Here is a 20,526-nt window from a genome sequence, read left to right as displayed (position 1 = left end):
CGTCGGGGCCGCCCTGGGTCAGCACGGCCACGTTGGTGAACACCCATTGGCCGGCCAGCACGACGCACACGAAGCCGAGGAGCACGGTGGTCCGGCGCAGTTGTGGCCAGACCACGAAGCGGGTGATCTCCCATTCGGTGGCGCCCTCGACGCGGGCGGCCTCGATACCGCGCCGGTCGATGCCGGCCAGGGCGGCGCCGAACAGCAGCATGTTCAGCGCGACGATCTTCGCCGCGGTGACCGCCACCACGACCGGCAGGGCGGTGTCGGGATCGCCGAGCCAGTTGCGGTCGGACCCCAGGCCCAGGCCGCCGAGCGTCGCGTTGGCGACCCCCTGGAGCGGGTTCAACACGAACTGCCAGGAAACGGCGGTGGCGACGGGGGCCAGCACCACCGGCAGGAAGAGCAGTGCCCGATAGATCTCCGAGCCGCGTCCCGGCCGCTTCCAGAGCATGATCGCCAGTCCCAGCGGCACGAACGTGGCGAAGGGGACCATCAGTACCACGTAGAGCAGCGTGCGCTGGATCGCCTGCGGGAACTCCGGTTCGCCGAACAGGCGTTCATAGTTGTCCAGGCCGACGAACGGTCGCCGGTCGGAGGTCAGATCCCAGTCCAGGAAGCTGAGCACGCCGGTGAACACGAGCGGCCCGTAGACCCACACGACCAGCGACGCCAACATCGGCGTGAGATAGAGCCAGGGCCCCACCCGCCCGGTGCGCCGGCCGCGCGCGGCTCCGGCGCCGGTGCCCGCGCCCGGCTCCCCCGCCGGTGCGTCCGGTGCGCGCCGGCCGGGTGCGGTCCGCACCGCGGTCGTGCTCACGAGCGCGAGGCCAGCGAACGGATCTTGCTCGCGGCCTCGTTCAGCGTCCGGGCCGGATCGGCCTTGCGCAGCACGATCGGCTCCACCGCCTCGTCCTGGAGGGCCAGCACCGCCTGATTGGCGCTGCGCCCGGGGAAGAACGTGTACGGGGTGACCGCGTCGAGTTGGTCGAGCGCGGGCAGCAGGCGTTTGTTCTGCGCGAAGTAGTCGGCCAGGTGGGCGGGGTCGGTGACCAGTGCCGGGCGCAGCGGCAGATAACCCATGTCCCGGGTGATCACGGTGAAGCCCTGCGCCCCGGTGAGGAAGGCGACGAACCGCCAGGCGGCGCGCTGTCGGGCCTTGTCCTTGGTGAGCACGGCCAGGCCCGCACCGGAGTAGGTCGGTCGGGCGGGTGCGTCGGTGAAGCGTGGGAAGCCGGCCGTGCGCAGGTCGAATTTGCCGTTCGCGGCCTTCTCGAAGTTGGTCAACGCGGCGGTGCTGAGCACGATCATGGCCAGTTTGCCGCCCGCGAACGCCGCCACGGCGTCGTTCGCGGACACCGCGGGCGCGGCGCCGGAGACGGTGAGGTCCTGCAGCACGGTCAGCGCGCCGACGGCGGCCGGGTCGGCCACCGCGGGACTGCCGTCGGGGCGCAGCAGCGTGCCGCCGTTGCTCGCGATCACCGATTGGGTGAGGTAGTCGGACTTGCCGGCGTCGGCGACCGCGAAGTAGACGCCCTGTGCGCCGGTGCGGGTGACGGCCAGCGCCGCGTCCTTGATCTCGGCGACGGTGCGCGGCGCGCGGTCGGGGTCGAGCCCGGCCTTGCGGAAGAGGTCGGCGTTGTAGAACAACACCGGGATGGACATCGTGTACGGCATCGCCTTGACCTTGCCGTCGTGCCTGACCGCGTCGAGCACGCCCCGGGACATGCCGGCCACGTGGGCCTGCCAGTCGGCCGGGGAGACGAGGTCCTGGACCGGTACCAGGGGCAGGTTCGCGTACGCCTCGGCCATCTTGCTCCAGCCGATCTGCGCCACGTCGGGCGGATTGCCGGCGGCGGTGTCGGTGCGCAGCTTGGTGAGCACGTCCTTGACCGCGACGCCCTGCGGTCGGATCCGGATGTCGGGGTTGGCCGCGTGGAAGGCGTCGATGAGCTTTTGGGTGCCCTGTCCGCCGAGGTCGGGGGTGCCGTAATTGTAGGAGAGGAAGTCGAGCGTGACGGTCTTGCCACCACCCCCGCCGCTCCCGCCGCCGTCGGCGCCGCACGCGGTCAGCGCCGCCAGTCCGAACAGGCCCAGGACGGATCGGCGGGCCAGGACCGCGCCGGCCCCACCGGCCCCGCCGGCCCGGCTCCGGGCCCGCGCCGTCGGGACCGCCGGTATCCGAGCCGCCACTGTCCCTGTCGCCACTGTCCGTGTCGCCTGCATCACGAGCCTTTCCGAACGTCGAATCGAGCCCCGGGGTGGGCCAATCGCACGGGTCCGTCGTAGACCGCCTCCGCCTCGGCCCGGCGCGCCCGCAGCCAGGCCGGGTCGGCGGTGACGAAATGGGTGAGCACGAGCTGCCCGACACCGGCGGCGGCCGCGGCCCGACCGGCGTCGGCGGCGCTCAGGTGCCCGTGCGCACCGTTGTCGGTCTGCTCCAGCGTGGCTTCGGCGAGCAACAGATCCACGTCCCGGGCCAGTTCCGGCAGCGCGTCGGTCACCCCGGTGTCGCCGGTGTAGACCAACGTGCCGTCGGGGCTCTCGACACGCACGCCGCAATTGGGCGAGGAGTGCCGCAGTTCGTGCATCCGCACCCGACAGTCGGCGACGGCGAACGTGTCGCCGGAGGCGTACTCGCGCACCTCGAAAGCCAATTCGAAGGCTTGATCCAGCAGCGGCATGGTGCGCACCGGGAACAGCGCCGCCAGGCGGTCCAGCACGTCGCGGGCGCCGGCCGGGACGTAGAGCGGCAGCCGCCCCCGATCGGCGCGCGGCGGCGGCAGCGCGGCCCGCTTGAACGACTCGGGCAGATCGCCCGGGTAGGGCACCGTCGCGGCCAACAACCGCTTGCCGAGCGGGAGCAGGTCGTAGCAGTGGTCGAGGTGCATGTGGCTGATCACGACGGCGTCGAGCCGATCCGGCCGGGTGACCGACCCCAGGCCCGTCATCACGCCCGGACCGCAGTCGAGCAGGATGTGTCCGCCGGCCGAGGTGACGAGATAGCCCGAACTGGCCTGCCCGTCGGCCGGCATGCCCGAACGGCAGCCGAGCACGGTGAGTTGCATTTCCGAATCCGATCCACGAGTCGATGCGAAAGGCCGTGCCTTCGCACCGAAATCGTGATTCACCGGCCATGGACCGGCAATGAGCAATCGACGAACGCACCATTGCCTCGGACAATCGCCGCGGTCGGGCCGGGGCCGAGCACGCCGAAACGCGCCGAAAGCCGCGACCGTCGTTCCGCGCCGCCGTGCCTATGCCACCTCGATCGTCTCGACGCTGTCCAGGAACGCCGTCACGAGCGGGTCGTGATCGTCGGCGCGCCAGACCACGTCCAGGCTCAACATCGGTACGGGATCCACCAACGGCACCACGCTCAGACCACGCGTCGCCGGTTGGCCGGCCCGTACCGCGTCCGAGGCGAAGCCCACGACCGGTCTCGTGGAGACCACCACGCCGGTGGCACCGGTGTCGTCCACCTCGTCGGCGATGGTCAGGCTGATCCCGCTGTCCTGGGCGGCGCGCACGATGGTGTCGTACATCGCCGGGCTCTGCTCGCGTTGGAACAGTACGCAGGGCTGGTGCGCGAGTTCGCGAAAGGCCACCCGCTCGCGCCGCGCCCACGGATGCCCGTCGCCGACCACCGCGACCAGCGGCAGCGACAACAGCCGACGGGACCGCAACCGCGCGCTCAGTGGCCGGCCGAAGATCAACGCGACGTCCAGCTCACCCGCGAGCAGACCGGACAATTGCGGCCCACTGCGCTTCTCCCACAACGACGTCAGCACCCCCGGATGCTCCTCGGCCAGCCGCTGCAACGTCGGCGGCAACACCCGCTGCCCGGCCGGGAAGTTGAACCCGACCCGCACCGTGCCCACCCGCCCGGCCGCCGCCTCCCGGGCCAGATCGGCGGCCTTGGCCAACCGTTCGACGATGCCCTGCGCCTCGGCCCGAAATACCTGCCCGGCCGGGGTCAGTCGTACCTCGTGCGAGGTGCGGGCGACCAATACGACGCCCAATTCTTTTTCGAGACGTTGGAGTTGCTGACTCAACGAGGGTTGCGCGAGATGCAGCCGTTCGGCCGCCCGGCCGAAATGCAGTTCGTCGGCAATCGCGAGAAAAGACTCCAGGTAACGGAATTCCATGTGCCACCTTTCCCGGAGCGCGTGCCTGCGCCAACCTAGCCGCGTCCGCACAACACCCGATGACCACCGGGTGCCCACCCGACGAACTTCAGCCGCGCCGCCGGCGCGCCGGGCCCGAAGGTCACGTTTCGGTGGCTACCGGTATGCGGCCGAGCACGGTAGGTTCCCGCCGTACCGATTTCGAGGGGGATCGGCCCGATCCCGGGAGGGCCCATGGTCGAGTCGGCGCCGAGCGAGGTTGACGCACGACCGATTCCCAGCGACGCCGACGTCATACGGCGCGGGGTGCTGATCGGACTGGGCGTGCTGACGGTGATCCAGTGGCGACTGGCGGCCTGGAATCCGTGGAACCTGGAGATCTTCCGACACCAGGCCCTGACGAGCGGGTCCCTGGCGACCTCGGTCGTGTTGGCGTCCGTGTGCATCGAGGGCTGGTGGACCTTCCGAGGGTGTTTCCCCCGACTGTTGCTCGGCCTGGCGGGGATCCCGCTCGCCTTCTTGGCGTTGATCGCACTGTGCAGCACGTTCGTCTGGAAACAGACGGTGCACGGCGTCGAGGCGGTCTCGCCCGACGGCCGGGTGCAGGCCGTACGGATAAGCACCGCCGGGCTGTTGCGATCCTCGGGCGGACTCGTGCTGCGCATCACCGACGGTCTGGATCGGCGTTCGGACGTGCTGTACGAGTGCGACGAGGAACAGCGACTCGCCGGCGCACGTTTCCTCGACGATCGCACCCTGGAGATCACCGACCGGAACGGCCCGAAGACCGTCCTGGTGCGCTTCGACAAGAACCTGAACCCGCGCGGCGCGACGCCGTGCCCCTGACTCGAACCCCGGGTCGGACCGGGTCCGGGCGCCCGGCCGGGGCGGACAACGCGCGCGCCGGCGCGGGTGGTTCCGGGGGGCGGCCGCGCCTGTGGCATCGTGACGGGTTCGGTGGGCGGCGGCGCCCCGACCAACGTGAGAGGTCTTGACGTGCCCGAAGACGTATTCGCCCTGCCCGTCCTCCGGCGGCTCGACGACCACCTCTCGCTGCGCCGGCTGGGCGAGCTGGAGGTGGTCGTGGTGGACCACCCGCGAGTACGTGCCGCGCTCGCCCTCCAGGGCGCGCACCTGTTCGCCTGGCAGCCGCAGGGCGCGGAGCCGGTGTTGTGGCTGAGCGACGACGGGGTCTTCGAGGAGGGTCGGGCGGTGCGCGGCGGCGTACCGATCTGCTGGCCGTGGTTCGGACCGGCGGGTCGCCCGAACCACGGGTTCGCCCGCATCCTGCCGTGGACACTGCTCGGCTCCGGCGCGGCCGACGACGCGCTGCACCTGAGCCTGGTCCTGCGCGACGACGAGCGGTCGCGGGCGTACTGGCCGTTCGCGTTCGAGGTGGAGGCCCGCTTCACGCTGGGCCCGCGAGAGTGCCGGATCGAGCTGACGGCGCGCGGCGACTTCGAGAGCACCGCCGCGCTGCACACCTACCTGCGGGTGGGCGACCTGGCCGGCGTCCGGATCACCGGTCTGGACGGGCCCTACCTCGACAAGGTCCTCGACGTCGAGGCGGACACGGACAAGGACCCGGACACCGGCGAGGACGGGCTGTCCTTCCCGGACCGGATCGACCGCATCTACACCCGCCCGGACGACGTCACCCGGGTGCACGACCGGACCGGGGGGCGCGTCGTCGAGGTGCGGCACGCCGGACACAGCGACGTGGTGGTGTGGAACCCGGGCGCGGAACTCACCCGCACGATGGCCGATGTGCCCGACGACGGCTGGCGGGAGTTCGTCTGTGTGGAGACCGCCCGCGTGTGCAAACCGCTGGCCGCCGACCCGCACGCACCCACCCGCCTGACCGCGACGCTCCGGATCGCGACCGACGCGTAGGCCCCGGCGACGCGTGCGGCCCGGCCGACGGGACGACCCCGGCCCGACGCACGAGCCGGCCCGCCCCGGCACGAAAAAAACGGCGCCGCCCGCATTGCGGGCGGCGCCGTCGACGTCGAGGCCGGTGAGGGTGGCCGCCTCACGGCGGAAGGCACACCGTGGCTCCAGCCGAGCGGTATTCCACGGAGGCAATGGTTGGGCCCGGGGGCACACCCTCACCGACACCTCCATAACCTACCCCCTTGCCGGATCATTCCCGGGCCGGCGCACCCGGTTCCGCCGATCCGGTTGCCGGCGGCTCGGCGGGCTCGGCGGGCTCGGCGGGTCGCCGCATCCATCGGCCGCGCAACAACTCGCCGACGACGAAGGCCACCACGGAGGCGATGATCAGCAGCGGCAGCTCCGCCGCGGCGTCCTTGCCCAGCAGCATCGCCGCCAGGACCGTCGCGGAGACCGGCAACCGCAGCGTGGCCGACCCGGCCGCGGCCAGGCCCACCGCCAACCCGGACAGCGTGGCGAGGCCGGGCAGGCTCGCGCAGAGCACTCCGGCCGCACCACCGAGCAGCAGCACCGGGAACACCGGCCCGCCGCGCAGGGTGGCCATCGAGAGGGACCAGGCCGCCCCCTTGAAGACCAGGAGCAGTGCCAGCGCCGACACCGGCCACGCGTTCGGGTCGGCGGCCAGCACGGCCAGCGTCGACTGGCCGGAGAGGGCCGCCTCCGCCGGCGAGCGGTCGGTGCAGAGGGCGTACGCGGCGATCAGCACGCCCACCCCGATCCCGCCGCCCACCGACCACCACGCCGCGCGGCCGGCCGCCCGGTCGGCGACGCGGCGTGCGAACGTCATCGCCAACACCACACCGCACGCGATCGCCGCCGCGAGCGGGACGCCCCACAACACGTCGCCCACCCGCAACGACCGGCTCGGCGGCAGCGTCGACAGGGACAGGGACCCGATGGACAGGCCGCTCCACGAGCCGAAGCCGGTGAACACCACGCCGCCCACGCCGCTCGCGAGCAGGCACGGGAGGATCAGGGCGAACAACCGGGGGCCGCCCATTCCCGCCGCCTCGATCACCAGTACGGCGGCCACCAGCGGATTCCCGAAGACTGTCGCGATCGCCGCCGTCGAACCGACCGCCGCGAGCACGGCCACCAACCGGGGAGCCGCAGCGCGGCGGGCCGAGCGAACGGCCACGAGCGCGAGCCCGCTCCCGAGTGCCATCAACGGCGATTCCGGACCCAGGACCGCGCCCAGCGGCAGGCTCGCCAGCGCCGCGAGCAGCACGCCCGGGAGCGCCGACGGCGCCGTCGGGCGCCCGCCGAGACCCTCCACCGGCAGATGCCCGCCCTTCCCCGGCAGGTAGCTGCTCACCGCGGCCACGATCGAGCCGGCCAGGGTGAGCAGCGGAAGCGGCCACCACCACGGCGGGTCGGCGTAGCCGAGTTCGTGCGGGAGGTGCTCCCACAGCCCGTTCTGCGCCGCGTGCTCGGCGGCGAGGAACCCGAACGCGGCCAGCGAGATCGGAATGCCCACCAGCGCGGACAACAGCAACAACCGGAGATAGCCGGGGCTGCTCAGCACGTCGTGCAGTTCACGCGTCTCGGCCGCTTCGCTGGCCCGCTCCACCGGCACGTCCCCTCCGTCGCGAGGCCGGCCGACTCCGTCCTCCCGATCAGGCTCCGGTACCGGCCCGGGTCCGGCATTTCGAGAGGCGTCGCCTCTCGGCCGAATGGCGTCCCCGCACCCGCCCCGCCCGACGGTGCGACCGGGCCGGCAACCGAACGGCAGCCGAACGGTTTCCGGCCCGCCGGGCAACTTTCCGTCCGGTCGCCGTCGGCGTTTTATGGATCGCAATGAACGCGGCGGGACGCGACCAAAGTCGCCGAATTCCCGGAAAGGCGGCGCCGACACGCCGGCCCGGCGAATAACCTCCGGAGCGGCCGAGTTCGACACGGCCAATGCCCCGGCCGAAGTTCCCGCGCCCGGGTGGTCGGCGGTTTCCCCGCGTGCGGATCGGCGCACGCGCGCCGGCGGGCGGCCCCGGGATCGGCAACGACCCCGCAGGCGGAGTGCCTGCGGGGTCGTGGTGGAATCCGGGTCGTGGTCGTATCCCGGCGATGCCGGGCCTCGCCCGTGCGGAAGTCCCGCCGCGGACGGTCGACCGAACGCCGGACGGCGCGCGAGATACCGGCCGTCAGTGGGCGGCCTGGTACCTCTCGATGAGATCCGCCGGAACCCGTCCGCGTGCATTGACCTCGATGCCTTGCGACCGCGCCCATTCGCGGACCTTCACCGGGTCCGGGCCCTGACCGGTGGAACGCGCTCCCTTGCGGCCGCGCCGGGCGGCGGTACCCGTCTTGCGGGCGGCACCGAAGTAGGGCGCCAACTTGTCCAACAACTGCTGGTAGGTGTCCTCGCCGAGGTCGATCTCGTAGGTGACGCCATCCAACGCAAAAGTATGGGTTGCGATGTCTTCACCGGTCTCGCCGGTGACATCATCGGTGTAGAGCGTGACTACGCGCTGAGCCATTGTGGAGAATCCCCTTCCTGGGAGCGGGGAGATCGTACACCCAGACCGGAAGACCGACCCCCTCGAAATCGACGACGGATAGCGAATCCGGATCTCATCGGCACGGAACGGCCACTGCGGCGTTGCGATCAATGGCCGCACGAGTTCCTGTGGTAGACCGAGACGGTTATGCCTTCGCCGCCGACCGGCGAAAGGTCGGCCGCCGGGAAGATCCCGAAGCCGGGCATTTGCCGGCCATCCCGGGCGGCCATTGGTAATCGTCGCGATTCCCGCCCCGATCCGCCGGGCGATCGACATAGGGTGTGCGGAAGCCGCCGTGCGGGCACCCCGTGGGGGCCGGCGGGCCGGCCGGCTTCCGCTCCCCCGGCACCCGGAGTTGGCGTTGTTGTTTCGACACGAGGTGCTGACCAGGATCGCGTCCGGCGAGGTCGACCTGGCGTTCCGACGCCGGCGCACACCCGCCGTCCGTCCCGGGACCGGACTGCGCACCGAGGTCGGTGTACTGGAGGTCGGCACGGTCGAGGCGGTGTCGCCCGACGATGTCGGCGACCGGGACGCGCAACGCGCGGGCTACCCCGGCCGAGCGGAGTTGCCGGCCGACCAACGCCCGGGCGAAGAGCGGCAGTTGTACCGGATCACGCTACGCCTGGCGGGCGCGGACCCACGGGTGGGACTGCGTGCGGACACCGACCTGTCGACGGCGGACCTCGACGAGATCGTCGCGGGCCTGCGCCGTCTGGACGCGCGCAGCGGACGCGGTCCGTGGACCACCGCGATGCCGGCACTGATCGACGCCAACCCCGCCGTACGAGCCCCCGATCTGGCCGCCGGCGTCGGCCGGGAGACCGCCCGTTTCAAGGCGGACGTACGCAAACTCAAGGAACGCGGCCTGACCGAGAGCCTGGCCGTCGGCTACCGGATCTCACCGCGCGGCAAACTGGTCCTTGATTACCTGGTTCGCACCGCGCCGGACTGAGCACCGCGGGCCGCGGGGGCGCCGGCGAGTCGCGAGGGGGGCAGCGTGACGGGCACCGGGCGCACCGCGCGGCCGTGTTCGTCCAGCAGCCGACCCATGCGCTTGGGGCTGTGCAGGGCGACGGCACGGTCGCGGATTTCCAGGTCCGGGAAACGTTCGGACAGGCCGGCCTCGAAACCGGCCATGCCGTCCAGTCCGTGCAGCCACACGATGATCAGCAGGTTGTGCGGGCCGCTGACGGACACGCACGAACGCACCTGTTCCATCCGGGCGACCGCGTTGCCGGTGAACCGGAGATTTCCGTGCGCGACGTTCGCCAGATAGACCACCATGGCCCGGAACCCGGCCGACGGGTGGGCGATGTCGCACCGGAACGAGATGTCCTGGTCGCGGATCATCCGCTGGACCCGGCGGCGCGCGGTGTGTTCGCTCATGCCGGTCGCGGCGCCCAACTCGGTGTAGCCGAGCCGACCGTCCCCGCCCAGGGCCCGCAGCAGGCTCCAGTCCTCCGCCGAGCGTTCCTGGGACCGGGTGCTGTAGACGATCGGCCGGAGCGGGCTCGCGGGCGGGAGCCGGGCGCGCGCGGCGGGTTCCATCGCCCGCATCCGCCAGTCGCCGCCCGCGCTGAAGAGCGTGACGCCCAGCCGGGTGCGGGTGGAGAGCACGCCCGGTAGTGCGCCGATGTCGCGGTGCACGACGTGCCCGAGGGTGGGCAGGTCGGGGGCGGCCAGGGACAGGAACAGGTCGAAGTCGCCGGTCATCTCGTCCACGCTGAAGACCCAGGGCAGTTCGGCCGTCGCGGCGATGATCCGGTCGAGTGCGCGGGGTCGGCACCTGACCTCGACGTAGGCAACCGCGGCCGATTTCGCCGAGGTGTGTGCGGTGACCCAGGCCAGGCCCTGCGCCCGCATCCGGTCCCAGCGCCGGGCCACCGTGGTCGCGTCCACGCCGAGCGCCGAACCGACGCGGGACCAGGGAGCGCGGGGCGCGGCCTGGAGCGCCTCCACGATCGCGAGATCGAGTTCGGAGAATCGCCCGCCGGAATCCTGCGCATCGCTCATCGACAGGATGCTATCCGGCAATTCCCGCCCGACGGCGCGACGAACCCGGATCCTGGCCGTACGCTAGGCCCCTGCCAAGGAGACCCGTTGTCTCTCGCTCCCTCACGCGCCAAGCCGGCCGCGGACCGGTCGTCTCGGGTCCGACACCCTTGGCTGCGCTACCTGTTGGGTCGGCTCGCGGGTGTCGTCCTGGTGCCGGCCGTCCTGGTCGTGGGCACGTTCGCGATCGTGCAACTGCTGCCGGGGGATCCGGCCGCGGTCGCGGCCGGGCGAAACGCGGACCCGGCGCAGACCGAACGGGTGCGGCACGAACTGGGGTTGGACAGGTCGTGGGTCGCGCGATTCGGCGACTACGTGTCCGGGTTGGCGACCGGCGATCTGGGCACGTCCTACCGCAGCGGCGAGCCCGTCACCGACGTGTTGGCACAACGACTGCCCTACGCCGTCGAGTTGGTGCCGGCGGCGATCCTGGTGGGGTCGGTGGTCGCGGCCTCGTCGACCTCGACGCCCGGGACGGGTGGGCCGTTGTCGTCCGGGCTGCTCGGCGGCACGGTGGTCGCGGCGAGCGTGTTCGCCTGGCCGGGGTTGGGGGCGCGGGTGGTCGAGGCGATTCTCAACCGGGACTACCCGGTGGTCCAGGGCGCGGTGTTGGCGCTGGGCGTGCCGGCGTGCCTGGTCGGCCTCGCGGTGGATCTGCTGCTCGCGCTGCCGAACCGGAACACGCTCACCGGAAACCCGCAGGCATGACGGCCCGCGGGGACGAACCCGACCGCCGAACGGGTCGGGTCGGCCGTCGGGTTCGCCGCCGTGCGGATCAGCCGTGTTCGAGCGCGACCTTCGGCAGGGCGCGACCCAGCGGCTCGGGAAGCCACCAGGCCCGAGGGACGACCGCGCGGCAGCGGCACGGGTATTCGCGAAACGCTACCCGTGATCGGCAGCATGGTGGGTGCCCCGAGCCGCGCCGCCCGGCGCGATCAGCCCTGTCTCGTAGGCCAGGACCACCGCCTGCACCCGGTCGCGCAGGTTGAGTTTCGACAGGATGCGGCCGACGTGCGTCTTGACCGTGGTCGGGCTCAGCGACAGGCGCTCGGCCAGTTCGGCGTTGCTCAGGCCGGTGGCCAGCAGCCGGAGCACCTCCAACTCGCGCGGGGTCAACTCGGACAGGTCGCGCGGCGGTGTCCCGCGTGGCTCGTCGTGGTGCGCGAAGCGCTCGATCAGTCGGCGGGTGATGGTCGGCGCGAGCAGTGCGTCGCCGGCCTGGACCAGGCACACCGCGGCGACCAGTTGCTCCGGCGTGACGTCCTTGAGCAGGAAACCGCTGGCTCCGGCGGTGAGCGCGGCGTAGACGTAGTGGTCCAGGTCGTACGTGGTCAGGATGATCACCCGGGTGCCGGTCGAGCCGCCATCGGCCAGGATGCGCCGGGTCGCCTCGATGCCGTCCATCTGCGGCATCCGGATGTCCATCAGCACCACGTCGGGCCGGGTGCGCCGGACGGCGGCGATCGCCTCGGCGCCGTTGGCCGCCTCGGCCGCCACCTCGATGCCGTCGGAGGCCAGGATCATCCCGAAGCCGGTCCGCACCAGCGCCTGGTCGTCGGCGATGACCACCCGCAGGGCCGGCCGGTTCACGCCGTCCGCCACGGAATGCGGGCCCGGATGCGATATCCGCCCGTGAGGGTCGGGCCGACGGTCAACTCGCCGTCGTAGACCGCCAGTCGCTCGCGCAGGCCGATCAACCCGCGACCATTGCCGTCCAGCGCCCGGCCGCCGGGCCCGCCACCGGTGTCGGTGACCTCGATCTCCAGGCAGTCGTCGGCATATCCGAGGACGACGCTCGCCGCCGCGCCGGGCGCGTGCTTGATCGTGTTGGTCAGCGCCTCCTGGACCACCCGGTAGGCCGCCAGGTCCACCCCGGGCGGCAGCGGGTCCGCCGGCAGCGACATCGCGACGCGTACCGGGGTGCCGGCCGCGCGTACCCGTTCGATCAGCTCGTCCAACCGGTCGAGTCCGGGTTGGGGTTCGAGGTCGTCGGGACGCTCGTGGTCGGCCGCGGCGAGCAGCCCCATCACATGGCGCAGTTCGGCCATCGCCGCCCGCCCGCCGGCCTCGACCGCGAGCAGCGCCTCCTTGGAACGTTCCGGCGCCGCGTCCATCACCTTGCGCGCCGCACCCGCCTGGATAACCATCACGCTGACATTGTGCGTCACGACGTCGTGCAATTCGGCGGCGATCCTGGACCGTTCCTCCTCGACGGCCCGGCGGGTGGCCTGTTCCTGGGCCTGTTGCAGCCGGGTGTACCGATCCCGGCTCGCCGCCAACTCCCGTCGCCAGAACAGCACCAGCCCGGCGAGTGCCCCCGCCACCAGCAGCACCACACCCGGGCTCGACCAGCCCGGCAGGATCGGCGCCGAGTCCCGAAAGGCGACACCGGCCAAAACCGCGGCGCCCACCAACACACAGACCGCACGCACCCGGTAGCGGCTGTAGACGACCGCGCTGTACGCGCCGATCACGCAGGTCAGCACGGTGATCCAGGACGCGCCGTCCTCGCCGATGGCCACCCCCGCGCACAACACCGCGGTGAACGCGGCCAGCGGGTATCGACGTCGGACGGCCAACGGAAGCGCGGAGAGCACCACGAACGGCCAGGGCACGGACGAGGGCACGTATTCCGGCCCCCAGACTTCCGGCGGTCGCGGCGGCTCGGGGGGCCGGGACGGATCGGAGGGCTCGGGCGGCTCGAACGGAACGACGCGTTGCATGTCCTGGACCGGGCCACTGTCGGGATACCGCGCCGCCACGACCAGGGCGAGCAGGGTCAGCACGATCGCCAGCACCGCGTCGACCCGCACCGCCCGTCGCGACAACGGGACCTGTCCCGGCTCCGGGCGCAGCACGATCGCCAGCCGCGCCCGCCACCCACGCCGGACCGCCGGCTCGTCTTCGCCTTCCACCGGTTCATTGTGCGACCCACCCCCGCCGGGCCGCATCCGCCTGCCCGACCACGGCCCGCTCCCCAGGGCGTACTTCGCAGGGATGACCCCGCGCCCGAGTCCGCCGCAGGGAGGGCCGAATGTCGGTTGGCGGGCCGACGCGCCCGGTGCGGGTCCGCCCCTACGTTCGCTGGGCCGGCAAGGACACGGCGCACTCGCGATCGTTAGGACGGACGATTCCCATGACCAACGTGATCGAACTGGCGGGCGTGGCCAAGCGCTACGACAGCGCCGGCGTACCCGCGCTCGGACCGCTCGACCTCGGCGTCGCCCGGGGTGAGGCGCTCGCGATCACCGGGCCCTCCGGCAGCGGCAAGTCCACGCTGCTCAACCTGGTCGCCGGCCTGGACCGGCCGACCGAGGGCACGGTGACGGTGGCCGGGCGGCGCATCGACGCGCTGAGCGAGCACGCGCTGGCCCACTTCCGCCGCGAACACATCGGCATGGTCTTCCAGTTCTTCAATCTGCTGGACGACCTCACGGTGGCGGACAACATCCGACTGCCCGCCCAGTTGACCGGGACCTCCCGACGCAAGGCGGCGGCCCGGGCCGGCGAACTGATGGAGGTGCTGGGCATCGAGCGGCATGCCGACGCCTACCCGGGTCGGTTGTCCGGTGGCGAACGGCAACGGGTCGCGGTGGCCCGGGCGTTGGTGAATCGGCCCGCGCTGCTGCTCGCCGACGAGCCGACCGGCGCGCTGGACACCGCCTCGGGGCACGACGTACGGGAGTTGCTGGTGGACCTGCACCGGGACGGGCAGACCATCGTGCTGGTCACCCACGACCTGGCGTTGGCCCGAGCGTGCGCGAGTCGCACGATCCACCTGGTCGACGGACACCTGGCGCTCGACCCGAGTGCGGAGCCGGTGCGATGAGCGGCTTCGGTACCGGCGCCCTGGGTCGGGTGGTGCGCTCCGGGGTGGGCCGGCGACGGGTGCAGACGCTGGTGGTGGCGCTGGCCACGATGATGGCCGTGGCCTCGGCGGTGGTCGCCGGATCGCTCATGGTCGCCGCGGACGCGCCCTTCGACCACGCCTTCGGGCACCAGCACGGCGCGCACCTGAGCGTGCAGTTCGACCCGGCGGCGGTGGATTCGGCGCAGGTGCGGGCCACCGGGCGGGCCGGTGGGGTCACCGCGACGGCGGGACCGTTCCCGGTGACGACGATCCGCCCGGTGGACAGCCACGGCGGGCGTCCGCCGACGCTGACCCTGGTCGGGCGGTCCAAGCCGGACGCCGACGTGGACGACCTGGACCTGAGGTCGGGCCGATGGGCGGCCGGTCCGGGCGAGATCGTCATGTCCGCGTCCTTCGCCGGCCCCGACATCAGGCTCGGCGCCACGCTGCGTGCCGGGGATGCCGCCGACGCGCCGACTCTGACCATCGTGGGCATCGCCATGTCGGCGAGCAAGACCGCCGACGCGTGGGCCACGCCCGAACAGGTCACCACGTTGGGTCCGGCGGCCGGCCCGCTCACCACGCAGATGCTCTACCGCTTCGCCGCGGCCGGCACCGGCGACGACATCGCCGCCGCCCGGGCCCGGCTCGCCGCGGCGGTGCCCGCCGGTGCGCTGCTGGGCAGTCAGTCGTACCTGGACACCAAGCGCGCCGCCGACCGCAACGCCGCGCCGACCATCCCGTTCCTGCTGGCGTTCGGCGCGCTCGGCATCGCGATGTCGGTGATCATCGTCGGCAGCGTGGTCAGCGGCGCGGTCGGCACCGGGCTGCGCCGGATCGGCATCCTCAAGGCGATCGGCTTCACCCCGCGCGAGGTGGTCCGCGCCTATGTGGCCCAGGCGTTGATCCCGGCCGGCGTCGGCATCGCGCTGGGGGTGCTGCTGGGCAACGTGATGGCGCTGCCGCTGCTGGCGGACACCGAGGAGGTGTACGGGGACACCTCGTTGTCGGTGGCGTGGTGGGTGGATGTCGTGGTGCCCGCCGCCGCGTTGCTCATCGTCACGGTCGCGGCGCTGGTGCCGGCGCTGCGCGCCGGTCGGCTGCGCACGGTCGAGGCGATCGCGATCGGCCGGGCTCCGCGCACCGGGCGGGGTCGGTGGGCGCATCGCGCGGCGGACCGACTGCCGCTGCCGCGGGCGGTGACCTACGGTCTGGCGAGCCCGTTCGCACATCCGGTCCGGATGATCGCGATGTTGCTCGCGGTGGCCTTCGGCACGGTCGCGGCGACCTTCGCGGTGGGGCTGACCTCGTCCCTGAACGCGGTCGGCCGGGCGCAGGACCCGGAGAACCGGGCGGCGATCACCGTGCTCGGCGGCGTTGGGCCCGCCGGCCACTCCGGACCCGGTGAGCCGGCCGGGCCGGGCCCCGGGAAGGGCGGAGCCGGCGGGCAGGCCGATCCCGCGCCGGTGCGCGCCGCGATCGAGGCCCAGCCGGGCACCGGCTCCTACTACGGCCTGACCCGGACCGAGGTCACCGTGGCCGGCATCGCCGGCGCGGTCCAGGCCGCCCTGTACGAGGGGGATTCGCGCAGCGGCGCCTACGAGATGATCGCGGGCCGTTGGCTCGGCGGCCCCGGGGAGGCCGTGGTGCCCACCCGCTTCCTGGACCGCACCGGCACCGGGATCGGCGACACGGTCCGGGTGACCCTCGGGGGCGACACCCGGACGTTGCGGATCGTCGGCGAGGTCTTCGACACCTCGGACGACGGCATGCGGGTGCACGCCGGCCTCGTCGACTTCGCCGCCGCCCGTCCCGACGTGTTCCTGGTGGAGCCGAAGCCGGGTGTGTCCACCGCCGGGTATGCCGAGCAACTGGGCTCGGTGTTGCGTCCGTTGGGCGGCGAGGTGTTGATCAACTCGCCTTCGCGGGCCGACGGTCTGCTGCTGATCCTGGACGCGATGGCCGTCCTGCTCACCCTCATGCTGGTCTCGGTGGCGGCGCTGGGCGTACTCAACTCGGTCGTCCTCGACACCCGTGAGCGGGTCCACGACATCGGCGTGTGCAAGGCCCTGGGCATGACGCCGAGGCAGACCGTGGGCCTGGTTCTCGCCTCGGTGGGCGGCATCGGTCTGCTCGGCGGCCTGATCGGGGTGCCGGCCGGGTTCGCCCTGCACGGCTACGTGCTGCCGGTGATGGGAGACGCCGCCGGCACCGACCTGCCGCCGAGCATCCTCGACGTGTACGGCACGCCGGAGCTGATCCTGCTCGGCCTGGCGGGCGTGCTGATCGCGGTCCTGGGCGCGGCCGTACCGGCGAGCTGGGCGGCCCGCACGCGCACGGCGACGGCGCTGCGCACCGAGTAGCCCGCGGCGCGGGTCCGGGCGGCCGACCGGCGGCCCGGACCCGGTCTCGGGTGCGGCTCAGGGCTGGGACCGGACCTCCCACAGGTCCGGGAAGACCGGGGAGAACAGGGTCGCGCGCAGATACGCGGCGCCGGCCGAGCCGCCCGTGCCGATCTGGGCGCCGATGGTGCGCTCGACCATCTTCATGTGCCGGTAGCGCCATTCCTGGAGGCCCTCGTCGATGTCGACGAGGGCCTCGCAGATCTGCGCGCCGGGCCCGGTGTCGTCGAGGTAGACGGCCCGGAGGGTCTCCTGTACCTCCGGGTCCGGTCGCCATGCGGTGCTCGTGTCGCGCTCCAGGACCCGCTCGGGAACCGGGTAGCCCAGCCCCGCGAGGTGCCGCAGCAGCGAGTCGAACACCGACGGGCGGTGGGCGGCGGCCTTGAGCCCCTCGTCCGCACCGACGTCGTAGCCGCCGAACTCGCGTCGCCCCAGCACCGCTTCCAACTCGCGGAACTGTGCGGACTGGAACCCGCTGGAGGTGCCGAGCGCGTCGCGGAAGGACGCGAACTGCCGGGGCGTCATGGTCTCCAGGATGTCCAACTGGCCGACGACGGTCTTCAGGATCTTGGCGACCCGCCGCGCCGTGTGCAGGGCGCCCACGCCGTTGCCGCCCGCCAGTTGTCGCTGGAGCAGGGCCACCTCGTGCAGGATCTGCTTGAACCACAACTCGTAGACCTGGTGGATGACGACGAACAACATCTCGTCGTGCGCGTCCGTCCTGGGCTCCTGGCACGACAGCAGCGTGTCCAGGCGCAGATAGCTTCCGTACGTGACGGCCGGGGCGTCGCTCATCGTCGCTTGTTCTCCTTGCGGGCTTGGATACCGTTCCGACGGGCCGGAAACGACGGGCACCATCCTGTGCCGGTCGAGGACTTTCCGGAATGGCCGACGCACGGAAGGAAGCCGGGTGGATGTCATGATCGCCACGCGTTCGGCCCGGTCGGGTTTACGTATGTGAACCGCCCGGCCGGCGGTTGGGCTAGCCGCCCGGACCGGGCGGGTCCGGGAGGTCCGCGTCGGGGCCCGCTCCGGTCGACCGTCGGCGCAGGCCGACCTGCACGGCACCCAGGACGACCCGCCCGATCACGCCCAGCGCGACCAGGTTCACCAACATCTGGATCATGGCCACCACACGCGCGACCTCGGACGTCGGCGCGATGTCGCCGAAGCCGACGGTGGTGAACACGGTGACGGTGAAGTAGAGCGCGTCGGTTCGGGTCAGCGGTTCGGTGAAGGCGTCCGCGCGGTCCGATCCGATCATGAAATAGAACGCGGCGAAGAGCAGCAGGAGGAAGGGCAGCAGGATGGACAGCGCCTCGACGGCCCGCAGTCGTGGTCGGTCGGCGCGGGTGATCGCGTCGATCTGCCAGAGCACCAGGGCGGCGAACACGAGCAGCCCGACGCCGAGGCCGATTCCGGCGGCGACGTCCAGGGGGCGGTCCAACGGAAGCACGTAGTACAGGACCAGCAGCAGGACGGCGGTGACCAGGCCGCGCAGCAGCCCGAGCAGCACCATCCGTCGGCCGACCGGATCCTTGGTGGCGAACAACGTTCCTCGCAACGTCGACGTCGGATCTCCGGGCGACTGGTCCGAGGTGAAGATCCGCTTCCTCGGGAGCCACCTTAGCCCGCATTTGCGACAAATTCGGGCGAACGGGCCGGCGTGGCGTGTGGTCGGGGACCGGGTTTCGCCGGCGTGTCCGCTGTGCGCTCGGCCCTCCCCGCGACCGCCGAGCCCGACCCGGTGGTTGCCTCGGCGCTGCGGCGGCACTAACGTCGAAGGGTGACTGCCGGGTCGGCCATGGGCCATTCACGAGTAGGGCACCCGGCCTCGGCGTGATGCCCGGGCGGGCCAGAGCCCCGCCCTTCTCCTCTCCGTCTCCTCGCTTCCGGCGCCCGCACGCGGCGCCCGTTCGTACGGATTTCCAGACCGGAGAGGGTCCCACCGATGACGCACGACCAGCAGCAGACCCCGCAACTTCCGATATCCACCGTGCAGTTGAACCACACCGCGATCTACGCCGCGGACCGGCGGGCGGCGGCCGAATTCCTCGCCACGATCCTGGGCCTGGACGTCGGCGCCCCGTTCGGGCCGTTCCTGCCCATCGACCTCGGCAACGGCGTGACGCTCGACTATTACGAGAAGCGCGACGAGCCGATCCAGTCCCAGCACTACGCGTTCCTGGTCCCGGAGGGGCGGTTCGACGGCATGATCGCCCGCCTGGAGGCGCTCGGCGTCACCTACTACGCCGACCCGCACCACACCCGCCCCGGCGAGATCAACGACCTCTTCGGCGGCCGCGGCGCCTACTTCGAGGACCCGAACCGCCACAACATGGAAATCCTGACCCGCCCGTACGTGCGCCCCTAGGGCATGTCCTCGATGCCCGGGGGCGGACACCTGCCCGCCCCCGGGCGGCACGGCGGGATGGGACCAGGACGGAACGGGACGGCCGGACGATCACGCGGTGACCATTTCCGAACCGGGTCGCGGATCCGTCCGGAAGCGGTAACAGCGGGAGGCGCGGAGCGCGGTGGCGGCTAGGTTCCTGGGACGACGGGTCGCCGCAGGGCGTTTCGCACGTGGATCGGTCCGGGGGGACGTGGTCCGCGACCCGTCTTCGTACTACACCGAATCCGGGGGGAACACGGTGCGAAGCTCCGTCAAGTCCACGCGCGTAGTCCGTCGATCCGTACGGCGCGCCGCGCTGCCGCTCACCGCGCTCGTCCTGATCGCGGGGCTGAGCGCCTGCGAATCCGCCGGCGGCGACGGCGACGAGGCGAATCCGAAGGCCGTTTCGACGCAACCGGGCAAGTCCGGGGAGGCGCCCGGCACCAGGCCGCCCGCGGACAAGCCCGGCGAGAAGCCGGCCGACAAGCCCGCGGACACGTCCGCGGACCCGAAGGCACCGCAGAACAAGGCGCCCGCGACCAAGGCCCAATTGACCGCCGCACTGCTGAACGCGCAGGAACTCCCCGCGGGACTGACCGTCAAGGGGACCGTCGACCCGAACCGGAGCGATTCGCCGACCGTCTCCGATCCGCGCTGCCAACCGATGCTCGGTCAGGGCCGAACCAGCTCCGCCACCATCGAACGCAACCTCGTGGGCGGCACCGATCCGCAGGGCGTCGTCCAGCCCGACACCGACATCGTGCTGAGCAGTTACGCACTCGACCGGCTCGACCGGCAGTGGTCCACCTACCTGGCTGCGGCGAAGACCTGTAAGCGGTTCACCTTCCAAGTCGACGGCGGAACGGTCGAATTCCATGTGCTCGACGTGCGCCTCGACGCCTACGGTCCGGGCAGCATCGAGATCTCCTCGATGTTGCGGGTCGGCGGCGCCACCGCGCCGTTCACCCAGGCCATCGCCCGAATCGGCACGACCGTGGTGCAGTTGCAGGCAAGCGGCGAGGACGGCACCACGACCGCGCCGACCTTCCCGGACCACCTCGTGCAGGGTCAGATCGACAAGGTCCGGTCCGAGATCGGCGGCTGACGGCGTCAACGGGCCCCGGGGGGCCGGGCCGGGGGGGGGTACACCGACCGAAGGGCCCGGGGCCCCCCCGGCCCGCGAATGGCCCCGGGGGGCCCCCCCCCCGCCCGGGGGGGGGGCGCACGACCCGGCGAACGCATCGCCGGA

Annotated in this window: 19 protein-coding genes; 8 read left to right on the top strand and 11 right to left on the bottom strand. The window is 72.2% G+C overall.

Annotated elements, in window-relative coordinates:
* The 4 genes from ACFXMF_RS37525 to ACFXMF_RS37510 all read right to left on the bottom strand — a co-directional run.
* A partial coding sequence (locus ACFXMF_RS37525) for a carbohydrate ABC transporter permease (protein WP_380021008.1) occupies positions 1 to 820 on the bottom strand: 820 nt, incomplete at its 3' end.
* The gene (locus ACFXMF_RS37520; protein WP_380017930.1) at positions 817 to 2,193 is read right to left on the bottom strand and encodes an ABC transporter substrate-binding protein; all 1,377 of its coding nucleotides are present in this window, start codon (positions 2,191 to 2,193) and stop codon (positions 817 to 819) included. The genes ACFXMF_RS37525 and ACFXMF_RS37520, both read right to left, overlap by 4 nt.
* 32 nt (positions 2,194 to 2,225) lie before the next feature.
* Positions 2,226 to 3,068, bottom strand: coding sequence for an MBL fold metallo-hydrolase (locus ACFXMF_RS37515; protein ID WP_360318022.1), 843 nt, complete (start codon positions 3,066 to 3,068; stop codon positions 2,226 to 2,228).
* A 189-nt stretch (positions 3,069 to 3,257) separates the two neighbouring features.
* A complete protein-coding gene (locus ACFXMF_RS37510; RefSeq protein WP_360318024.1) occupies positions 3,258 to 4,148 on the bottom strand; it encodes a LysR family transcriptional regulator in 891 nt (296 codons plus the stop codon).
* Positions 4,149 to 4,361: 213 nt separating this feature from the next.
* Here ACFXMF_RS37510 and ACFXMF_RS37505 point away from each other — a divergent pair, with 213 nt between their 5' ends.
* Positions 4,362 to 4,973 (top strand): hypothetical protein, encoded by a 612-nt coding sequence (locus ACFXMF_RS37505; RefSeq protein WP_379991113.1) that lies wholly within the window; start codon positions 4,362 to 4,364, stop codon positions 4,971 to 4,973.
* A 150-nt stretch (positions 4,974 to 5,123) separates the two neighbouring features.
* Positions 5,124 to 6,020 carry a D-hexose-6-phosphate mutarotase gene (locus ACFXMF_RS37500; protein ID WP_379991112.1) on the top strand — a complete coding sequence of 299 codons (897 nt, stop codon included), beginning with the start codon at positions 5,124 to 5,126 and terminating at the stop codon, positions 6,018 to 6,020.
* A gap of 250 nt (positions 6,021 to 6,270) precedes the next feature.
* Here the strand turns inward: ACFXMF_RS37500 and ACFXMF_RS37495 are convergent, their stop codons facing one another.
* Together ACFXMF_RS37495 and ACFXMF_RS37490 are read right to left on the bottom strand one after the other, a co-directional pair.
* Positions 6,271 to 7,656 (bottom strand): chloride channel protein, encoded by a 1,386-nt coding sequence (locus ACFXMF_RS37495; RefSeq protein WP_379992873.1) that lies wholly within the window; start codon positions 7,654 to 7,656, stop codon positions 6,271 to 6,273.
* A 562-nt stretch (positions 7,657 to 8,218) separates the two neighbouring features.
* A complete protein-coding gene (locus ACFXMF_RS37490; RefSeq protein ID WP_360318032.1) occupies positions 8,219 to 8,554 on the bottom strand; it encodes an Lsr2 family protein in 336 nt (111 codons plus the stop codon).
* 382 nt (positions 8,555 to 8,936) lie between these two features.
* Here ACFXMF_RS37490 and ACFXMF_RS37485 point away from each other — a divergent pair, with 382 nt between their 5' ends.
* The gene (locus ACFXMF_RS37485) at positions 8,937 to 9,530 is read left to right on the top strand and encodes a hypothetical protein (protein ID WP_379991664.1); all 594 of its coding nucleotides are present in this window, start codon (positions 8,937 to 8,939) and stop codon (positions 9,528 to 9,530) included.
* Here the strand turns inward: ACFXMF_RS37485 and ACFXMF_RS37480 are convergent.
* Complete coding sequence (locus ACFXMF_RS37480) at positions 9,503 to 10,591, bottom strand: Lrp/AsnC family transcriptional regulator (protein ID WP_360318036.1); 1,089 nt, start codon at positions 10,589 to 10,591, stop codon at positions 9,503 to 9,505. The two genes, ACFXMF_RS37485 and ACFXMF_RS37480, sit on opposite strands and share 28 nt — an antisense overlap.
* Before the next feature lie 87 nt (positions 10,592 to 10,678).
* Between ACFXMF_RS37480 and ACFXMF_RS37475 the strand changes: the two genes are divergently transcribed.
* Positions 10,679 to 11,338 carry an ABC transporter permease gene (locus ACFXMF_RS37475; RefSeq protein WP_360318038.1) on the top strand — a complete coding sequence of 220 codons (660 nt, stop codon included), beginning with the start codon at positions 10,679 to 10,681 and terminating at the stop codon, positions 11,336 to 11,338.
* A gap of 174 nt (positions 11,339 to 11,512) precedes the next feature.
* Here the strand turns inward: ACFXMF_RS37475 and ACFXMF_RS37470 are convergent, their stop codons facing one another.
* Both ACFXMF_RS37470 and ACFXMF_RS37465 read right to left on the bottom strand, forming a co-directional pair.
* On the bottom strand, positions 11,513 to 12,232 hold the full coding sequence (locus tag ACFXMF_RS37470) for a response regulator (RefSeq protein ID WP_379991663.1): 720 nt from the start codon (positions 12,230 to 12,232) through the stop codon (positions 11,513 to 11,515).
* Positions 12,217 to 13,581, bottom strand: coding sequence for a sensor histidine kinase (locus tag ACFXMF_RS37465; protein ID WP_379991662.1), 1,365 nt, complete (start codon positions 13,579 to 13,581; stop codon positions 12,217 to 12,219). The genes ACFXMF_RS37470 and ACFXMF_RS37465 overlap by 16 nt, the downstream gene beginning before the upstream one ends.
* Before the next feature lie 185 nt (positions 13,582 to 13,766).
* Here ACFXMF_RS37465 and ACFXMF_RS37460 point away from each other — a divergent pair, with 185 nt between their 5' ends.
* Both ACFXMF_RS37460 and ACFXMF_RS37455 read left to right on the top strand, forming a co-directional pair.
* Entirely contained in the window at positions 13,767 to 14,459 is a 693-nt protein-coding gene (locus tag ACFXMF_RS37460) for an ABC transporter ATP-binding protein (RefSeq protein ID WP_360318045.1), read from the top strand.
* A complete protein-coding gene (locus ACFXMF_RS37455) occupies positions 14,456 to 16,843 on the top strand; it encodes an ABC transporter permease (protein WP_379991661.1) in 2,388 nt (795 codons plus the stop codon). The genes ACFXMF_RS37460 and ACFXMF_RS37455 overlap by 4 nt, the downstream gene beginning before the upstream one ends.
* Positions 16,844 to 16,900: 57 nt before the next feature.
* Here the strand turns inward: ACFXMF_RS37455 and ACFXMF_RS37450 are convergent, their stop codons facing one another.
* Both ACFXMF_RS37450 and ACFXMF_RS37445 read right to left on the bottom strand, forming a co-directional pair.
* Complete coding sequence (locus tag ACFXMF_RS37450; protein ID WP_379991660.1) at positions 16,901 to 17,677, bottom strand: tryptophan 2,3-dioxygenase; 777 nt, start codon at positions 17,675 to 17,677, stop codon at positions 16,901 to 16,903.
* A gap of 187 nt (positions 17,678 to 17,864) precedes the next feature.
* Entirely contained in the window at positions 17,865 to 18,434 is a 570-nt protein-coding gene (locus ACFXMF_RS37445) for a potassium channel family protein (protein ID WP_379991659.1), read from the bottom strand.
* 399 nt (positions 18,435 to 18,833) lie between these two features.
* On the opposite strand from ACFXMF_RS37445, the gene ACFXMF_RS37440 reads away from it, so the two are divergent.
* The gene (locus ACFXMF_RS37440; protein ID WP_360318053.1) at positions 18,834 to 19,256 is read left to right on the top strand and encodes a VOC family protein; all 423 of its coding nucleotides are present in this window, start codon (positions 18,834 to 18,836) and stop codon (positions 19,254 to 19,256) included.
* 280 nt (positions 19,257 to 19,536) lie between these two features.
* Positions 19,537 to 20,382 (top strand): hypothetical protein, encoded by an 846-nt coding sequence (locus ACFXMF_RS37435; protein ID WP_379991658.1) that lies wholly within the window; start codon positions 19,537 to 19,539, stop codon positions 20,380 to 20,382.
* The last annotated feature ends 144 nt before the right edge of the window (positions 20,383 to 20,526 follow it).

The organism is Embleya sp. NPDC059213, assembly GCF_042754445.1.
GTDB lineage: Bacteria > Actinomycetota > Actinomycetes > Streptomycetales > Streptomycetaceae > Embleya.
The sequence above is the reverse complement of the archived record's forward strand: the minus strand, read 5'-3'. Positions and strand labels throughout refer to the sequence as shown.

Excerpts from the sequence above, each read along its gene's own strand:
- ACFXMF_RS37515 (WP_360318022.1), bottom strand. The coding sequence starts at position 3,068 with ATGCAACTCACCGTGCTCGGCTGCCGTTCGGGCATGCCGGCCGACGGG.
- ACFXMF_RS37510 (WP_360318024.1), bottom strand. The coding sequence starts at position 4,148 with ATGGAATTCCGTTACCTGGAGTCTTTTCTCGCGATTGCCGACGAACTG.
- ACFXMF_RS37505 (WP_379991113.1), top strand. The coding sequence starts at position 4,362 with ATGGTCGAGTCGGCGCCGAGCGAGGTTGACGCACGACCGATTCCCAGC.
- ACFXMF_RS37490 (WP_360318032.1), bottom strand. The coding sequence starts at position 8,554 with ATGGCTCAGCGCGTAGTCACGCTCTACACCGATGATGTCACCGGCGAG.
- ACFXMF_RS37480 (WP_360318036.1), bottom strand. The coding sequence starts at position 10,591 with ATGAGCGATGCGCAGGATTCCGGCGGGCGATTCTCCGAACTCGATCTC.
- ACFXMF_RS37465 (WP_379991662.1), bottom strand. The coding sequence starts at position 13,581 with ATGCGGCCCGGCGGGGGTGGGTCGCACAATGAACCGGTGGAAGGCGAA.
- ACFXMF_RS37460 (WP_360318045.1), top strand. The coding sequence starts at position 13,767 with ATGACCAACGTGATCGAACTGGCGGGCGTGGCCAAGCGCTACGACAGC.
- ACFXMF_RS37455 (WP_379991661.1), top strand. The coding sequence starts at position 14,456 with ATGAGCGGCTTCGGTACCGGCGCCCTGGGTCGGGTGGTGCGCTCCGGG.
- ACFXMF_RS37450 (WP_379991660.1), bottom strand. The coding sequence starts at position 17,677 with ATGAGCGACGCCCCGGCCGTCACGTACGGAAGCTATCTGCGCCTGGAC.
- ACFXMF_RS37440 (WP_360318053.1), top strand. The coding sequence starts at position 18,834 with ATGACGCACGACCAGCAGCAGACCCCGCAACTTCCGATATCCACCGTG.